Below are 15,868 nucleotides of genomic sequence, written 5' to 3' on the forward strand. Positions count from 1 at the left end.
TCGACGCATAGCTGCAGCGATGCCTCCCGCATGGCGCAGCGCCCCACTTCGTCGCCTCCAAGGACACCGCGTACCGCCATGACCTCGCCCACGCCGGCTGCGCCGACACCGCCCGTTTCCTCTCCTGCTGCATCGGCCGCGTTGCCACGGCCGATGGTGTGGCTGCACTGGCTGACCGTGCTGTGCCTGGTGCTGGCGGCGGGACTGATCCTGCTGCGCGAAGAGGTCGAAGGTCGCATGTGGCGGCAGTGGCTGCTGGAAGGCCACCGCCACTTCGGCCTGTTCGTGCTCGGCCTGTTCTGCCTGCGCGTCGTGCTGCGCATGCGCCTGGGCAAGCGCCAGGATCCGGAGGCCGGCGCGGCGCTGATGCGTTTCCTGGCCGGCGCCACCCACGTGGTGATGTACGCGCTGCTGCTGACACTGCCGGTGCTGGGCTGGGCGCTGAGCCAGTCGATGGGCAAGCCGGTGCATCTGTTCGGCGCGACCCTGCCGGAGCTGGTCGCCGCCGATCCCGATCTCGCCGACCGCCTCGGCGCCTGGCACGTGGACGCCGCCTGGCTGCTGCTGGGCCTGATCCTGCTGCACATCGGCGCAGCGCTCTGGCATCACTTCGTCCGCCGCGATGGCGTGCTGCAACGGATGCTGCCGTTCCTGCGCCGACGCTGAGCCGCCCTTGCCTCCCCTGTTTCGTCCGCCGCCGCACCCACCCGCCTGCCAAAGGACTTTCCGCATGCACCAGTCCCCGTCGTCCCCCTCCACCTCCTCCCGCAGCGACAGGACGCGCGGCGCCGAGCAGGCGCTGCTGTGGTCGGCGCTGGGCTCGCTGCTGCTGGTGCTGAGCCCGCGCGCCGCCGCCGTGCCGGCGTTCGCGCGGCAGACCGGCTCGTCCTGCGCCGACTGCCACATCGGCGCCTACGGCCCGGCGCTGACCCCGTACGGCATGCGCTTCAAGCTCGGCGGCTACACCGACAGCGACGGCAACGGCACCAAGATCCCGGCCTCCGCGCAGCTCACCGCCACCCGCAGCGTGCCGGCGCGCGGCGAGAGCCGCACCCGCTTCAGCGAGGCCGACCTGTACCTGGCCGGGCGCATCACCGACAACGTCGGCGGCTACGTCAAGGTCGCCACCACCAACAACGGCAAGAACGACTACACCACGCGCCTGGACAACGTCGACCTGCGTGCGGTGGTCAAGAGTTTCCAGCTCGGCGGCAAGGACACCCTGCTCGGCGTCAGCGTCAACAACAATCCCGGCAGCCAGGACCCGATCGGCATGTTGCCCAACGCCTCCGGCCTGGGCCCGGCCTCGGCCTACTCCAGCTCGACCACCCTGCTCAACCAGTCGTCGCTGTCCAACCGCGTGATCGGCACCAGCGTCTACGGCCTGTACGACCGCAACTGGTACGGCGAAGTCGGCACCTACACCGCCCTTCCCGTGTCGACCCAGGACGACCTGGGCTACGCCATCGGCGGCGATCCCGGCAAGCTCAGCGACACCGGCTACCTGCGCCTGAGCTACATGAAGGACCTCAAACGGCAGTTCTTCTCCGCCGGCGTGGTCGCACTCACCACGCGTCGGCAACTGCCGCGCAGCACCGGCCCGCGCGACGACTTCACCGACCTCGGCTACGACCTCAACTACCAGTTCCTGGGCACCCGCGAGCACATCCTCAAGCTCGGCTATCTCAACATCTACGAGCGCCGCCGCTACGGCAGCGCGCTGATCGACCCCACCGACCCGTCCGTGGCCGGCCCGCGCCGGGCCAGCGTGCGCGACCAGTCGTTCAGCCTCAACTACACCTACAAGCAGAGCTACAGCCTGCTGCTGGCGCACTTCATCAACACCGGCTCGGACGATCCGTTCCGCTACCGCCCGTACGGCGCGCCGGACACCACCAGCAACCTGATCAGCGCCTCGTGGGCGCCGTTCGGGAAGGACGACAGCTACTCGTCGATCTCCAACCTGCGCCTGTCCGCGACCTGGTTCCGTTTCAGCAAGTTCAACGGCACCACGGGGAACGTGTTCGGGGCCACCCCGGTCACCCGCCCGCGCGACCTCAACCAGTTCTCGCTGGGCCTGAGCCTGGCCTTCTGATTCCCCCGCACGGAGCTTCCCCCATGAAACGCATCACTGCCCTCCCCTTGTGCTCGCTGCTGGCCGGCCTGCTGCCGCTGGCCGCCGCGGTGGCGCCGTCCGCGCATGCCGCCGGCGGCGTGCCCGGCGCAGGCGTGTTCGCCAGCGAATGCGCCGAATGCCACAGCGCCGCACCGGCCAAGAACAAGAAAGGCCCGACCCTGTTCGGCGTGGCCGGGCGCCGCGCCGGCAGCGTGCCGGACTACGCCTATTCCGACGCGATGAAGCAGAGCCAGTGGACCTGGAGCGACGACAAGCTGCGCAGCTACCTGTCGCAGCCGGCGTCCAAGGCGCTGCCCGGCGGCAAGATGAAGTACGACGGCCTGGACGATGCCAAGCAGTTGCAGGACCTGATCGCCTACCTGCACAGCCTGCATTGAACTGGCTGGCCGATCCGGTCATATTCGGCGCCCGACGGGCCGGCCAGCGTGCCGCGCCCGTCGCCGATTCCTGACCTGCGAGCATCGAGCCACCGTGCGTTTGCCCCCTGCCGTCCGCGGCGCCTTGTCGCCGCTCTGCGCCTCCGCCCGTCGCAGCCAGGCGGTCCGCGCATGCTGAGCGCGCGCGCGGCCCGACGGTCGGGGCGTCCAGGAACCTGGGTCGCACCGGCTGTGGCCCTGGCACTCGCCGCCCTGCACGCACCGGCCGCGACGGCCGGCGACATCGGCGGCGCCGCCGGAATCAGCTCGCAACTGGTCGACCGCGGCATCGCCGTGACCCGCAGCACCCCGACCCTGCAGGGCGCGCTGTTCTGGCTGCCGGCGCCGGGCTGGTCGCTGAGCGGTTCGGCCAGCGTGGCGTTGGACGCGCCGGGCACGGTGCTGATGAGCAGCCTCGGCCTGTCGCGCAGTTGGACCCTGTCCGACAGCTGGCAACTGCAGGCCGAGGCGCTGCTGTACCGCTACCCCGGCGCGCGCGCCAACCGCCTGTTCAACCGCGACGAGGTCAGCCTGGGCTGGAGCTACCGCGACCGCCTGAGCCTGTCGCTGGCCGCCTTCCGCATGCCCGACAGCGGCCTGCAGCAGCGCTGGTACGGGGCGCTGGACCTGACCGCGCACCAGCCGCTGAGCGGCCCGCTGTCGCTGTCGGCCGGCATCGGCGTCAGCCAGGCGCCGCCGGCCCTGTACGGACTGGAGTATGTCGCGCACTATCGCTACGGCCACGCCGGGCTGATCTGGAACGCCGGGCGCTGGAGCCTGGAGGTGGACCGTGTGTTCAGCAACGCCCGCACCGGCTATGCCGACCGCGGCCTGTGGCCCTGGGTGGCCAGCGTCTCCCGCAGCTTCTGAGGCGAGCGCAACCTTTCCGTGCCGCCCCGGCACATACCGGTGCCCGTTGCCACACCTGCCCCCATGAACGACACCGACCTGCTCGGCGATGCCACCGACCGCATGCTGCTCCGGCGCATGGCAGCCAGCGACCGCGAGGCGCTGGCGCGCCTGTACCGCGCCTACCACGGCCGCCTGTGCCGGTTCCTGTCGCGGCTGACCCGGCGCCCGGACATCATCGAGGAGGCGATCAACGACTGCTTCTGGATCGTCTGGCAGAAGGCCGGCGACTTCCGTGGCGACTCGCAGGTCTCGACCTGGATCATGGGCATCGCCTACCGCTGCGGGCTCAAGGCGATCCGCCACCACAGCGACGACGCCATCGACGACGGCGCGATGGCCGAGGATCACGCGGCGGCGGCCGACCCGGACGAGGACCGCGAGCTGCGCGACTGGCTGGGCAAGGGCCTGGACCGGCTGTCGGCCGACCAGCGTCTGGTGGTGGAACTGGTCTACGGCCTCGGCCACAAGCTGGAAGAGGTCGCGGAGATCATGCAGTGCCCGGTGGGCACCATCAAGGCCCGGCTGTTCCATGCCCGGGTCAAGCTTCGCAACGTGTTGCCGGGATTGGCCGGCGACGCATCCACGCTGACGGAGAGCGCGTGATGAAAACGGGCTTCAACGAGCCGGGCAACGAGTGCGCGCATGCCTGGGAACTGATGCCGTGGGTGCTGCAGGACAGCGCCACGGAACAGGAAAACGAGTGGCTGGTGGCGCACCTGGCCAAGTGCCGGCACTGCAGCGCCGAGTTCGCCCAGCAGAGCCGCCTGCGCATGGCCATGACCCTGCCCAGCGACGTGCCGGTGGACGCCGAGGCCGGCCTGCAGCGCCTGCTGCAGCGCCTGGACGCGCCGGTCCAGCAGACGCGGCAGCCGCGCAGCCGCGCCAGCTGGACCACGCGGGCGCTGGTCGCCGCCGCGCTGCTGCAGGCGGTGGGCCTGGGCGTGCTGGGTCTGCGCCTGTCCGCCGAGCACGAGCGCAGCACCGCCTACCGCACGCTCAGCGATGCCGCGCAGCCGCTGGCGGCCGATGCGATCCGGGTGGTGCCGGACGCGCGCATGACCCTGGCCGACTGGGACGCGCTGCTGCGCAAGCTGCAGCTACGGGTGATCGGCGGCCCCAACGCCGCCGGCGCCTACACCGTGGTGCCGACCCAGGCCGGGTCGCCGGCGCAGCCGCAGCGCAGCGTGCAGCAGTTGCGCGCCACCGCCGGCATCCGCCTGGCGGAGCCGATCGCCGCGCCATGAAGCTGCATCTTGCCTGCCTGCTCGTCGCCTGCCTGGGCCTGGGCGCCTGTGCCCATGCCGCGCCGGCGGCCGTCGCCGATCCGGCGCCCGCGGCCAAGGCGCCCAGCCTGGATCCGTCGCCGGCGCTGGACAGCGAGCGCCAGATCGTCCTCGCCGTGGCCAACCCGATGGCCGCGCCGAGCCGCCACGCCGGCTCCAACCTGCTCGGCTACGCCTCGGCCCGCTACTACGGCGCAGGCACTCAGGCGGTGACCACCCTGGACGCGCTGAACAAGCGCTACGGCCTGCGCCAGGTCGCTGGCTGGCCGATCAAGGCGCTGGGGCTGTACTGCGTGGTGCTGGAGCCGGCGCCGGGCAGCGACCGCGCCGCGCTGCTGGCGCAACTGGCCAAGGACGACCGCGTGGCGCTGTCGCAGCCGCTGCAGGACTTCGGCACGTATTCGGCCGATAGCCAGGCCACGGCCGCGCCGGCACAGCCGCTGCGCTACAACGACCCCTACGTGGACATGCAGCGCGGCTTCGCCGCCACCAATGCGGCCACCGCGCAGGCGCTGAGCCAGGGCCAGGGCGTGGACGTGGCGATCGTCGACACCGGGGTGGATACCGCGCATCCGGACCTGCGCGGGCGCCTGCGCAACACCCGCGACCTGGTCGCCGCCGACCCGGCTGCGTTCAACCGCGACCACCACGGCACCGAGGTCGCCGGCATCATCGCCGCCGGCAGCAACAACCACCTGGGCATCGTCGGCATCGCGCCGAAGGCGATGCTCGACGTGTACAAGGCCTGCTGGTATCCGCAGCGCCCCGGCGCGGGCGCCGGCTGCAATTCCTTCACCCTGGCCAAGGCGCTGGCGGCGATCGGCGACACCCGCACCCGCATCATCAATCTCAGCCTCGGCGGCCCGGCCGACCCGCTGCTGCGCAAGCTGCTGGAACAGTTGCTGCGCGAAGGCCGCATCGTGATCGCGGCAATGCCGCCCAATGGCCGCCTGGACGGATTTCCCGACGGCATTCCCGGAGTGATCGTGGTGCGCAGCAGCGCCGCCACGCCGGCACCGACGGGCGTGCTCAGCGCACCGGGCGAGGACATCCTCACCACCCAGCCCAACGGGGGCTACGACTTCACTTCCGGCTCGTCGATGGCCACCGCGCACGTCAGCGGCGTGGTCGCGCTGTTGCTGGCGCTGGCGCCGCAACTGGATGCGCGCGGCGTGCACGACCTGCTGCTGCGCACCAGCCGCACGCGCGACGGGCTGCTGCAGGTGGACGCCGCCGCGGCGGTGCAGGCGTTGCCGCGCAGCGCTCCCCTCGCCCGCTGAGGTCATCGCCATGCGTTCCTGGATCCCGCTCTGGCTGCACCGGCTCGGCGCACCGCCGACGGCCTATCGCGTCGCCGGCGCGGTGCGTCCGTGGAGTCTGGCCGCGGCGGTGCTGCTCGGTGCCGTGGCCGCCTACGGCGGGCTGGTGCTGGCGCCGCCGGACTACCAGCAGCACGACGCCTACCGCATCATTTTCGTGCACGTGCCGTGCGCGTGGATGAGCCTGTTCGTGTACGCGGCGATGGGCATGGCCGGCCTGGTCGCGCTGGTGTGGCGGATCAAGCTGGCGGAAATCGCCTGCATGGCCTCGGCGCCGATCGGTGCCGCCTTCACCTTCGTCACCCTGTGCACCGGCTCGCTGTGGGGCCGGCCGATGTGGGGCACCTGGTGGACCTGGGACGCGCGGCTGACCTCGGAACTGGTGCTGCTGTTCCTGTACCTGGGCGTGATCGGCCTGCACCGCGCCATCGACGATCCGCGCCAGGGCGCGCGCGCCGCCGCGCTGCTGGCGCTGGTCGGGCTGATCAACCTGCCGATCGTGCATTACTCGGTGGTGTGGTGGAACACGCTGCACCAGGGTTCCACGGTGCGCGTGCTGGGTCCGTCGACGATGCCGCTGTCGATGCTGTGGCCGCTGCTGATCGGCGTGGTCGCCAGCAAGTGCTACTACGTCGCCAGCCTGTGCGGGCGCATGCGCACCGATTTGCTGGCGCTGGAGCGCGGCAAGGCCTGGGTGCGTGCGATCGCCACGCAGGCCGCGCCGATGCCTGCGTCGCCAGCCGACACCGTGCCGCTGCCCGCGGAGCACCTGGCATGAGCGGGTTCTGGGCGATGGGCGGCTACGCGGTCTACGTGTGGAGTGCGTACGCGCTGGCGCTGGTGGTGCTGATCCTGGACTGCGTGCTGCCGCGCCGTCGCCAGCGCCGTCTGCTCGCCGAGATCCGTGCGCAAGTGGCCCGCGAACAGGCCCGCCGCGCCCGCGGCACCGCCGCCGCTGTTGGAGTTCGCGATGCATCCCACCCGTAAGCGCCGCCTGCTGCTGGTGCTGCTGTTGCTCGGCGCCGCGGCGCTGGCCACCGGCCTGTTCGTGCTGGCCCTGCAGCACAACATCAGTTACCTGTTCACGCCCAGCCAGGTGCAGGCCGGTGCGGCCAAGGACTACCGGGTGTTCCGGCTCGGCGGCATGGTCAAGGCGGGCTCGATCGTGCGCAGCGCCGATGCGCTGCAGGTGCGATTCACCGTGATCGACAAGGCCGGCGCCACCGCGGTTGCCTACGCCGGCATCCTCCCCGACCTGTTCCGCGACAACCAGGCGGTGATCGCCACCGGCTCGATGCAGGGCGCGCGCTTCGTCGCCACCGAAGTGCTGGCCAAGCACGACGAGACCTACATGCCGCAGGAACTGAAGGACGCGATGGCGCAGGCGCATGCCGATCGCGCGCACGTCGGCAACACCTCGGCGGCCGCTGCGGCGCCGGCACGACCATGAGGTCGATCGCGTCCCGCCGCGCCGGAACAGCCGCACCATGAGCGCCGAACTCGGCCAATGCGCGCTGATCCTGGCCTTGCTGCTGGCGCTGGTGCAGGGTGTGTTGCCGCTGCTCGGCGCCTGGCGCGGCCAGCGCGCCTGGATGGCGGTGGCGCGGCCGGCCGCCTACGCCCAGGCCGGTTTCGCCTGGCTGGCCTTCGGCCTGCTCGCTTACGTGTTGCTGCAGCTGGATTTCTCGGTGCGCTACGTCGCCGCCAACGCCAACCTGGCGCAGCCCTGGTACTACCGGCTGGCCGCGGTGTGGGGTGCGCACGAAGGCTCGCTGCTGCTGTGGATCGCCATCCTCAATCTGTGGACGGTGGCGCTGGCGCGCAGTGGCCGGTATCTGCCCGAGGCCTTCGCCGCGCGCGTGCTCGGCGTCCTCGGGCTGATCTCCAGCGGCTTCCTCGCCTTCGTCCTGTTCACCTCCAATCCGTTCGCGCGGCTGTCGCCGATGCCGCGCGACGGCAGCGAACTCAACCCCGTGCTGCAAGACCCGGGCATGGTGTTCCACCCGCCGGTGCTGTACACCGGCTATGTCGGTTTTTCGGTGGCCTTCGCCTTCGCCATCGCCGCCCTGCTCGGCGGCGAACAGCAGCAGGCCTGGGTGCGCTGGGCGCGGCCGTGGACCAACGTCGCCTGGGGCTTCCTCAGCGCCGGCATCGTCGCAGGCAGCTGGTGGGCCTACGCCGAGCTGGGCTGGGGCGGCTGGTGGTTCTGGGACCCGGTGGAGAACGCCAGCTTCATGCCGTGGCTGGTCGGCGCCGCACTGATCCACACCCAGGCGGTCACCGAGAAGCGCGGCGCGCTCGGCGCCTGGACCCTGCTGTTGTCGATCCTGGCGTTCTCGCTGTCGTTGCTGGGTACTTTTCTGGTGCGCTCGGGCGTGCTGACCTCGGTGCACGCCTTCGCCGCCGACCCGCGCCGCGGCCTGTACATCCTCGGCTTCCTGGTGCTGGTGGTCGGCGGTTCGCTGCTGCTGTACGCGCTGCGCGCGCCGCGCCTGGCCGCGGGCAAGCCGTTCGCCGCGCTGTCGCGGGAGACCGCGATCCTGGTCGGCAACCTGATGCTCAGCGTGTCCGCGGCGATGGTGCTGCTGGGCACGCTGTTCCCGCTGCTCGGCGATGCGCTGCGGCTGGGCAAGCTCTCGGTCGGGCCGCCCTACTTTGGCCTGCTGTTCCCGCTGCTGATGCTGCCGGTGGTGCTGCTGTTGCCGTTCGGCCCCTACCTGCGCTGGGGCCGCACCGACCCCGGCGCGCTGCGCGCGGTGGCCGCGCGTGCCGGGTTGGCCGCATTGGCCTGCGCGTTGCTGGCGTGGTTGCTGAGCGCGGGCACGCTGCGCGCGGTGGCCGGTGTCGCGGCCGCGGCCTGGGTCGGCGTCGGTACCGCGCTATATGCACTCACCCGCTGGCGCAGCGCCCCGCGCGGCCGCCGCTTCCCCGCCGAACTGGCCGGCATGCTGCTCGCGCATGCCGGGGTCGCGGTGTTCGTGGCCGGCGTGCTGCTGTCGGAAAGCCTGTCGGTGGAACGCGACGTGCGCCTGGATCCCGGCCAGAGCGCGCAGGTCGGCGCGCACCGCTTCCGCTTCGACGGCGTGCAGTTGATCGACGGCCCCAACTGGAAGGCCGAGCAAGGCACGGTGAGCGTGCTACGCGACGGCGCCGTCGTGGCGGTGCTGCATCCGCAGAAGCGTCTGTACAGCAGCGAGCGAATCCAGACCGAGGCGGCGATCGACGCCGGCGTGCTGCGTGACCTGTACGTCGCCCTGGGCGAACCGGTCGACGACCAGCACATCGAATACGGCTGGACCCTGCGCCTGTACGACAAGCCCTTCATCCGCTGGATCTGGGCCGGCGGCCTGCTGATGATGCTCGGCGGCTTCGTCAGCGCCGGTGCGCGCCGCTTGCGGGCGCAGCCCGCTGCGGCGAGCGCCCCCGCGCCGGCCGCGCTCGCCGGAGCCGCGCCATGAGCCGGCTGCTGCCGCTGGGCGCGTTCGTGCTGCTGGCCGCGCTGTTCGGGTTCGGCCTGTGGTGGAGCCGCAGCCACGACCCGCGCGCGGTGCCCTCGCCGCTGCTGGGCAAGCCGGTGCCCGCATTCGCGTTGCCGCACCTGGACCGCCCGGACCTGCGCAGCGGCAGCCAGGAACTGCGCGGCCGCCCCTATCTGCTCAACGTGTTCGGCAGCTGGTGCATGGCCTGCAGCGAGGAGCATCCGCTGCTGATGGCGCAGGCCCGGCAACTGGGCGTGACCCTGGTCGGCTACGCCTACCGCGACGATCCGCACGACACCGCCGCCTGGCTGGCGCAGCGCGGCAATCCGTATGCGCTGGTGCTGGTGGACGCCGATGGCCAGCGGGCGATCGACTTGGGCGTGTACGGCGCGCCGGAAACCTTCCTCATCGACGCCGACGGCGTGGTCCGCTACAAGCACGTCGGCGTGCTGACGCCGCAGGTGCTCGCCGACGAACTGCGCCCGGCGATTGCGGCGCTCGGCGGAGCGCGGCGATGAGCGCGACCGTCGCACAGACGTGCCGACGTACGCCGTGGTGGCGACTGCTGGTGCTGCTGTGGCTGCTGGGCGGTGCATTGCCGGCGTTTGCCCAGGCGGTGGACCCTCTGCCGTTCAAGGATCGCGCACAGGAACAGCGCTTCCAGCAACTGACCGCGCAGTTGCGCTGCCTGGTCTGCCAGAACGAGAACCTGGCCGATTCCGACGCGACCCTGGCGCGCGACCTGCGCCACCAGGTGTTCGCGCAACTGCAGGCCGGGCGTAGCGATGCGCAGATCAAGCAGTACATGGTCGATCGCTACTCGGCCTTCGTGCTGTACGACCCGCCGCTGGCGCCGGGCACCTGGCTGCTGTGGTTCGGGCCGGCGCTGTTGCTGCTGGGCGGCGCCGGCTTGGTCGTGGCGACGCTGCGGCAACGCCGCCGCGCAATCGGCGCCGCAACGGCGGAACCGGACGCGGAGGACGCCTGGTGACGCCCGGCTTTGTCCTGGCCGCCGCCGCGATGCTGGGCATTGCTCTGTTCGCGGTGCTGCGCCCGTTGCTCATGCACCGGAGCGGCGCGCGCGCGCAGCACGGTGTCGCGCTGCTGCTGGCGCTGCTCCTGCCGTCGCTCGGTGCCGGCCTCTACTGGCACATCGGCACACCGACGGCCCTGGCCGGTGTGCCGCTGCAGCCGCTGCCGCCGTCCGCCGCGGAACCGAACGACCGAGCGCTGCAGGACGTGTTGCAGCAGGCCTGGGACGCACAGCAGGCCAAGCACCCGCAGGATGCGCAGCGCGCCTACGCGCAGGCCCTGCGCCTGGACCCGGACAACGTCGAGGCATTGCTCGGTTGGGTGGAGACCGACATGGCACAGCACGCGGATCTGGCCGTCGGCCGCGCCGCCCGCGCCATGCTCGACCGGGTCCTGGCGCAGCAACCGGACAACCAGCGGGCGCTGTGGATGCGCGGGATCGCCGCCTTCCAGCAACAGCGCTACGCCGAGGCCGCCAGCGACTGGCGCCACTTGTCGACCCTGCTGCCCGCGGCCTCGCCGCTGCGCGGGGCGGTGACGCAGAAGATCGCCGCCGCCGAAGCGATGCTCGCCGCACCAAGCGCAGCGACCGCCACGCCACGCTGACGTTCCCTGCCGATCGCGCCAGCGCTCCGCGGTCCACTCAGAGCACGGACGCGAGCTTCCCCTTCAGCGTGTCCGCATTGAACGGCTTGACGATGTAACCGCTGACCCCGGCTTCGCGGATCGCGATCACGTTGTCGCTGCGCGACTCGGCGACCACCATCAGGAACGGCGTGTCTTTCAGCGTCGCGTCGCTCCGCACCGTCCGCAGCAACTCCAGGCCGGTCATCGGCTCCATGTTCAAGTCGGAAATGACCAGGCCGATCTTCTCTGCCCGCATCGCGGCCAGCGCCGCCTCGCCGTCGGCCGCTTCGACGACGTCGTCATGGCCGAGTTGGCCCAACAGCATGCGGATGACGCGCCGCATCGTGCGGTAGTCGTCGACGACCAGAATCTTCATGGCGTTCCCCTCCAGGCCCGTGACGTTGGCGGTGGTGCAGGACTGCGGCGGTCCCCGCTACCATTGAGAAACCGGGACAAGGCGGCAAAGAAAACGGGCCTTTTAGCCCGTTTTTCTTGGTCGCAGATTCCTTGTCGCAGATGTCGACGCTACGCTTAGCTCAAGCCCCTTCGGAGCCGCAGGCTTTCCTGGCGTACTTGTAGTCGACCAACACCCAAGTGCCTCCGTTCGAGCCAGAAACGAACTTGTAGCTCCACGACTGAGAGACGCCACCAGTGCAGTTCGAGACGGAATATGTGTCTCCGGGCTGTCCGGGCGGTAGCGGGCCCGGCGGGGCATCCCCAGGCGACTGCGGGCGTACACGACCGTCCGTTGTACGGGTGTATGTGACGGTAACGTCCTGCAGCTTATCGAACTCCCCGATCAGATGCCCGTTTACATACTGAGCATGCTGCCGAAGCCAAGCCACAACCGCCTGCTGCTCAGGAGACTTGTCGGCATAGGTTGCCGTGGTCGTGATGATGAATGGCGACGAGGGGGCAGCGCCGGCGAAAAGGGGGGCAACGAGAAGCTGAGCCGCGAATACAACTTTCAGCAGGTTCCTTGCGAGGTTCATGGTGATCTTCCATGGCTGATAGGCGCTTACACCAAAACGCTATTCCCATCCCTAACCAGCCACAAGACCGGGTGACATTTGTCTACCAGACAAGCCGTTCAGCTAGGCAAGAGCGAGGTCTCAGCCATGGAGATCGACGGCGATAGCATTAGCCGATGCTTCCGGACGACTTCCAGTGGGACCCCGAAAATCAGTGGCGCCAGCACTGGTTGAGGTGTGGCAGGGTGATCGTCGCTGGGGTGAGCACGACTGCATTTGGTGGGATATGGATTGGCAGCGTCAATCGGCACGAGGAGCGCTCAGCACACTACGCCTACGTCTACTTCGGAAAGCGGGAGGTGGCCCCCGCGGATTGGCGAGCGATGGGCGTGCGCATGCGCGGTCCGAATACGCCATGAGATCCTGACGGGCAGCCGCCGGCGGCCGCCTGAGAGGCCGGCCAGTCGGGCTGAGAAGCGGATGTAGCGCCGGCTAAGGGGATAGGCTCCCAGCCCACTAGGGCTGCACGGCTCGTTTTACTAATCGGAGGCTTCTCATTGATGGGTCTTCAAGGGGGCTTCAAACTGGCCTGCAGGACTTTGCAGACCATGTGTCCCGGCTTCGCAAACCATGTGTCCGCTTACACCGGGCGCAACCTGCAGGCGCCGCAGTGCCGACCCACCTGCACATTGCGCCGAAAATAGGAATGCGTATCATTAACTAACCGGTAGCTGTCGCTGCCATTCCGCTCCGCCTAGCCCTGTCGCCAAGCCGGTGCCTCTCCCGACGGGCCCCATGCATCCAGTTCCGCCAGCGCCGCCGCGCCTCTCCACTCCGCCCACCGCCGCCTCGCGCACCTTGCCGCCCTGGCTGGGCGTGCTGGCGCGCACCCTGGCCGCGATCGTCGGCGGCTACGCGCTGGCCGCGGCCACCGCCGCGCTGCTGCCGTTGCTATGGCCGTCGCTGCGCGCGCAGGCGGTGCTGAGCGGCATGATGCTGGGCATCCTGGTCTGCGCCTGCACCGCGCTGTGGGCGTTCGCCGCGCGCAGCGCCGGGCGCGCCTGGCTGGGCATCGCCGCGCTGCTGGCGCCGATGGCGCTGGCCATCGCCTGGCTGCAGCAGCACACGCCATGAAGCAGGGATTCCGCCAATCGATGGCCTGGCTGCACACCTGGAGCGGCCTGCTGGTGTCCTGGGTACTGCTGCTGATCTTCATGGCCGGCACCGCCAGCTATTTCCGCAACGAGATCAGCCGCTGGATGCGTCCGGAACTGCCGGCCGCACAGCCGAGCACCGATGTGGTCGCCGCCCGTGCGGTGGCGCTGTTGCAGCGCGAAGCGCCGCAGTCGCCGCAGTGGTTCGTGTCGCTGGCCAACCCGCGCGCGCCGTTCACCGACCTGTTCTGGCGCAATCCGCCGCCGGCCGACGGCACCCGCCCAAGCCGCAAGGAGATGTTCGGCAGCGCCCTGCTCGACCCGGTCAGCGGCGAGGCCAGCCAGACCCGCGAGACCCGCGGCGGCGACTTCTTCTACCGCCTGCACTTCGATCTGCACTACATGCCGGCGCTGTGGGCACGCTACATCGTCGGCTTCTGCGCGATGTTCATGCTGGTGGCGATCATCAGCGGCGTGATCACCCACAAGAAGATCTTCAAGGACTTCTTCACCTTCCGCCCGGCCAAGGGCCAGCGTTCGTGGCTGGACTTCCACAACGCCAGCGCGGTGCTCGCCCTGCCCTACCACGCGATGATCACCTACACCGGGCTGGTCACGCTGATGCTGATGTACCTGCCGTGGGGCATCAAAACCGCCTACCCGGACGCCGAGCAGGCCTTCTATGCCGAGGCCTTCCAGGAGCCGCAGAACCTGCGCGAGGCCAGCGGCACGCCCGGGCACATGCTGCCGATCGCGCAACTGCTGGACGTGGCGCGCCGCGAATGGGGCGCGCAGGTGCCGATCGCCGGCTTCACCGTGTACAACGCAGGCGACGCCGCCGCGGCCATCCAGATCCGCCAGGGCGACGGCCAGCGGCTGGGCTACACCACGCCCTCGCTGCTGCTGGACGCGGCCAGCGGGCAGATCCTCGGCCGCAGCGGCGAACTCGGCGCCGCTGCGGAAACCCGCAGCACCCTGTACGGCCTGCACTTGGCGCACTTCGCCGGGCCCTGGCTGCGCTGGCTGTTCTTCGGTTGCGGCCTGCTCGGCTGCCTGATGGTGGCCAGCGGCGCGATCCTGTGGGCGGTCAAGGAGCGGCCCAAGCACGCCAAGGCCGGCCGCATCGGCCTGGGTCTGCGCCTGGTCGACGCGCTCAACATCGGCACCGTGGCCGGGCTGCCGATCGCCTTCGCCGCGTATTTCTGGGGCAACCGGCTGCTGCCGCTGCACCTGGAGGCGCGCCCGGAGCGCGAAGCGGCGGTGTTCTTCCTGGCCTGGGCCGCAGCCCTGGTTGCGGCCCAGGTGTGGCCGAAGCGTGCGATGTGGGCCTGGCAGCTGTATGCGGGCGCGGCTTTGTTCGGCTTGCTGCCGTTGCTCAATGCCCTCACCACCGATGCGCACCTGGGCGTGAGCCTGCTGGCCGGCGACTGGGCGCTGGCCGGATTCGACCTGGTCTGTTTGTTCCTCGGCGTGGCCCTGGCACTGGCCGCGCGCCGCATGCAGCGCTGGCAACCGCCGCTGTCGGCGGCCGAACGCCGCGCCCGCGAACGCGGCGGATCGGCCAAGCCGGTGCTGGCCACGGAGGGCGCATGACCGTCCTCGGCCTGTGCCTGGCCTTCTCCGGCTTCGTCGCGCTGTGCCTGGGCATGGAAAAGCACCAGCTCGACCTATACGGCGCGCGCCGTGCCGCTGCGCCGCGCCTGCGGCAGCTGCAGACCGCCGGCTGGCTGCTGCTGGGCGCGGCGTTCGCCTGCTGTGTGGCCGCGCGCGGCTGGGGCATCGGCCCGGTGCTGTGGGTGGGCTCGCTCAGCGCCAGCGCGGCGCTGCTGACCCTGGGCCTGCTGCCGTACCGGCCGCGGCTGATCGTGCCGCTGGCGCTGCTGGCGCCGCCGTTGGGCGTGGGCGCCGCGTTGTTGGGATAAGCGCGCGCCCGGCCGTTCAGCGGTCGGCGGTCATCGTCGGCGCCCGCAGTTCGGCCGCGGTGCGCGCGCCAGCGAACACCAGCACCAGCCCCGCCGCCAGGGTGATCGCCAGGTACAGCGGCACCATGCCGAGGCGGCCGTTGCGCACGAACACCATGCTTTCCATCATCAGCGAGGAGAACGTGGTCAGCCCGCCGACCAGGCCGACGATCAGCAGCGCCCGCCAGTACGGCGCGCTGGCGCCGCGGCCCTCGATCCACACCAGCAGGAAGCCCCCGACGAAGGCGCCGGCCAGGTTCACCGCCAGCGTGCCCCACGGGAAGCCGGCGCCGTAGCGCTGCAGCAGCGCACTGCCCACCGCGAAACGCAGGCCGGAGCCGACCGCGCCGCCGGCCATCGCCAGCAGCAGTTGCTGCCACCACAGGGTCAGGTTCATGCGCGCCTCCGCGAGACGAACGTCGGAGCGGCAGCAGAAAAACGAGAAGGAACGGGCATCGGATTCTCCACAAGGACGATGCCGGGGCGCACGCCTGCCACCCCGGCGGGGGTTGGGCAGGCATCATCAGCGCGCAGTGCTGCGGGCGGTTCGAGGAGGAATGCCATCTCCTGTGTGCCG

The 15,868-nt window shown here is 70.6% G+C and carries 19 protein-coding genes and 1 riboswitch; of the genes, 17 read left to right on the forward strand and 2 right to left on the reverse strand.

All coding sequences use genetic code 11. The features are described from left to right. The first annotated feature begins 153 nt into the window (after nt 1-153). The 14 genes from PG878_RS10655 (at nt 154) to PG878_RS10720 (ending at nt 11,184) form a co-directional block, all read left to right on the forward strand. Nucleotides 154-666 carry a cytochrome b gene (locus PG878_RS10655; protein ID WP_209029349.1) on the forward strand — a complete coding sequence of 171 codons (513 nt, stop codon included), beginning with the start codon at nt 154-156 and terminating at the stop codon, nt 664-666. 64 nt (nt 667-730) lie between these two features. Then, on the forward strand, nt 731-2,095 hold the full coding sequence (locus tag PG878_RS10660; RefSeq protein WP_209029284.1) for a cytochrome C: 1,365 nt from the start codon (nt 731-733) through the stop codon (nt 2,093-2,095). 23 nt (nt 2,096-2,118) lie between these two features. After that, nucleotides 2,119-2,514, forward strand: a complete 396-nt coding sequence (locus tag PG878_RS10665) for a c-type cytochrome (RefSeq protein WP_209029283.1) — start codon at nt 2,119-2,121, stop codon at nt 2,512-2,514. Between the two features lie 231 nt (nt 2,515-2,745). Then, nucleotides 2,746-3,423: a hypothetical protein gene (locus PG878_RS10670; protein ID WP_311185948.1), complete on the forward strand. Its 678-nt coding sequence runs from the start codon at nt 2,746-2,748 to the stop codon at nt 3,421-3,423. A 63-nt stretch (nt 3,424-3,486) separates the two neighbouring features. Beyond that, on the forward strand, nt 3,487-4,068 hold the full coding sequence (locus tag PG878_RS10675) for an RNA polymerase sigma factor (protein ID WP_209029282.1): 582 nt from the start codon (nt 3,487-3,489) through the stop codon (nt 4,066-4,068). After that, a complete protein-coding gene (locus tag PG878_RS10680; protein ID WP_209029281.1) occupies nt 4,068-4,709 on the forward strand; it encodes a zf-HC2 domain-containing protein in 642 nt (213 codons plus the stop codon). Before PG878_RS10675 ends, PG878_RS10680 begins: the two co-directional genes overlap by 1 nt. Further along, nucleotides 4,706-6,028: a S8 family serine peptidase gene (locus PG878_RS10685; RefSeq protein WP_209029280.1), complete on the forward strand. Its 1,323-nt coding sequence runs from the start codon at nt 4,706-4,708 to the stop codon at nt 6,026-6,028. The genes PG878_RS10680 and PG878_RS10685 overlap by 4 nt, the downstream gene beginning before the upstream one ends. A 10-nt stretch (nt 6,029-6,038) precedes the next feature. Then, nucleotides 6,039-6,845, forward strand: a complete 807-nt coding sequence (locus tag PG878_RS10690; protein ID WP_209029279.1) for a heme ABC transporter permease — start codon at nt 6,039-6,041, stop codon at nt 6,843-6,845. After that, nucleotides 6,842-7,054 (forward strand): heme exporter protein CcmD, encoded by a 213-nt coding sequence (gene ccmD, locus PG878_RS10695; RefSeq protein ID WP_209029278.1) that lies wholly within the window; start codon nt 6,842-6,844, stop codon nt 7,052-7,054. Before PG878_RS10690 ends, ccmD begins: the two co-directional genes overlap by 4 nt. Then, the gene (gene ccmE / locus PG878_RS10700) at nt 7,038-7,517 is read left to right on the forward strand and encodes a cytochrome c maturation protein CcmE (RefSeq protein ID WP_209029277.1); all 480 of its coding nucleotides are present in this window, start codon (nt 7,038-7,040) and stop codon (nt 7,515-7,517) included. Before ccmD ends, ccmE begins: the two co-directional genes overlap by 17 nt. Nucleotides 7,518-7,554: 37 nt before the next feature. Beyond that, nucleotides 7,555-9,525, forward strand: a complete 1,971-nt coding sequence (locus tag PG878_RS10705) for a heme lyase CcmF/NrfE family subunit (RefSeq protein ID WP_209029276.1) — start codon at nt 7,555-7,557, stop codon at nt 9,523-9,525. Further along, on the forward strand, nt 9,522-10,064 hold the full coding sequence (locus PG878_RS10710; RefSeq protein ID WP_209029275.1) for a DsbE family thiol:disulfide interchange protein: 543 nt from the start codon (nt 9,522-9,524) through the stop codon (nt 10,062-10,064). The genes PG878_RS10705 and PG878_RS10710 overlap by 4 nt, the downstream gene beginning before the upstream one ends. Next, nucleotides 10,061-10,537, forward strand: a complete 477-nt coding sequence (locus PG878_RS10715) for a cytochrome c-type biogenesis protein (protein WP_209029274.1) — start codon at nt 10,061-10,063, stop codon at nt 10,535-10,537. The genes PG878_RS10710 and PG878_RS10715 overlap by 4 nt, the downstream gene beginning before the upstream one ends. Nucleotides 10,538-10,566: 29 nt before the next feature. Next, on the forward strand, nt 10,567-11,184 hold the full coding sequence (locus tag PG878_RS10720) for a tetratricopeptide repeat protein (RefSeq protein WP_244672418.1): 618 nt from the start codon (nt 10,567-10,569) through the stop codon (nt 11,182-11,184). A gap of 37 nt (nt 11,185-11,221) precedes the next feature. On the opposite strand, the gene PG878_RS10725 is transcribed toward PG878_RS10720, so the two are convergent. Next, nucleotides 11,222-11,581 carry a response regulator gene (locus PG878_RS10725; RefSeq protein ID WP_209029272.1) on the reverse strand — a complete coding sequence of 120 codons (360 nt, stop codon included), beginning with the start codon at nt 11,579-11,581 and terminating at the stop codon, nt 11,222-11,224. 1,390 nt (nt 11,582-12,971) lie between these two features. On the opposite strand from PG878_RS10725, the gene PG878_RS10730 reads away from it, so the two are divergent. From PG878_RS10730 to PG878_RS10740, 3 genes are read left to right on the forward strand one after another with little or no spacing between them, the layout of a single operon-like run. Next, nucleotides 12,972-13,310, forward strand: coding sequence for a DUF3649 domain-containing protein (locus PG878_RS10730; protein ID WP_244672393.1), 339 nt, complete (start codon nt 12,972-12,974; stop codon nt 13,308-13,310). Further along, a complete protein-coding gene (locus tag PG878_RS10735; RefSeq protein ID WP_209029271.1) occupies nt 13,307-14,923 on the forward strand; it encodes a PepSY-associated TM helix domain-containing protein in 1,617 nt (538 codons plus the stop codon). Before PG878_RS10730 ends, PG878_RS10735 begins: the two co-directional genes overlap by 4 nt. Continuing rightward, on the forward strand, nt 14,920-15,252 hold the full coding sequence (locus PG878_RS10740) for a DUF3325 domain-containing protein (protein ID WP_209029270.1): 333 nt from the start codon (nt 14,920-14,922) through the stop codon (nt 15,250-15,252). The genes PG878_RS10735 and PG878_RS10740 overlap by 4 nt, the downstream gene beginning before the upstream one ends. Nucleotides 15,253-15,268: 16 nt before the next feature. Here the strand turns inward: PG878_RS10740 and crcB are convergent, their stop codons facing one another. Continuing rightward, nucleotides 15,269-15,688 carry a fluoride efflux transporter CrcB gene (gene crcB / locus PG878_RS10745; RefSeq protein WP_209029269.1) on the reverse strand — a complete coding sequence of 140 codons (420 nt, stop codon included), beginning with the start codon at nt 15,686-15,688 and terminating at the stop codon, nt 15,269-15,271. A 110-nt stretch (nt 15,689-15,798) separates the two neighbouring features. Next, nucleotides 15,799-15,868, reverse strand: a riboswitch (Fluoride riboswitch).

The organism is Xanthomonas hawaiiensis (genome assembly GCF_031834635.1).
Lineage (GTDB): Bacteria > Pseudomonadota > Gammaproteobacteria > Xanthomonadales > Xanthomonadaceae > Xanthomonas_A > Xanthomonas_A sacchari.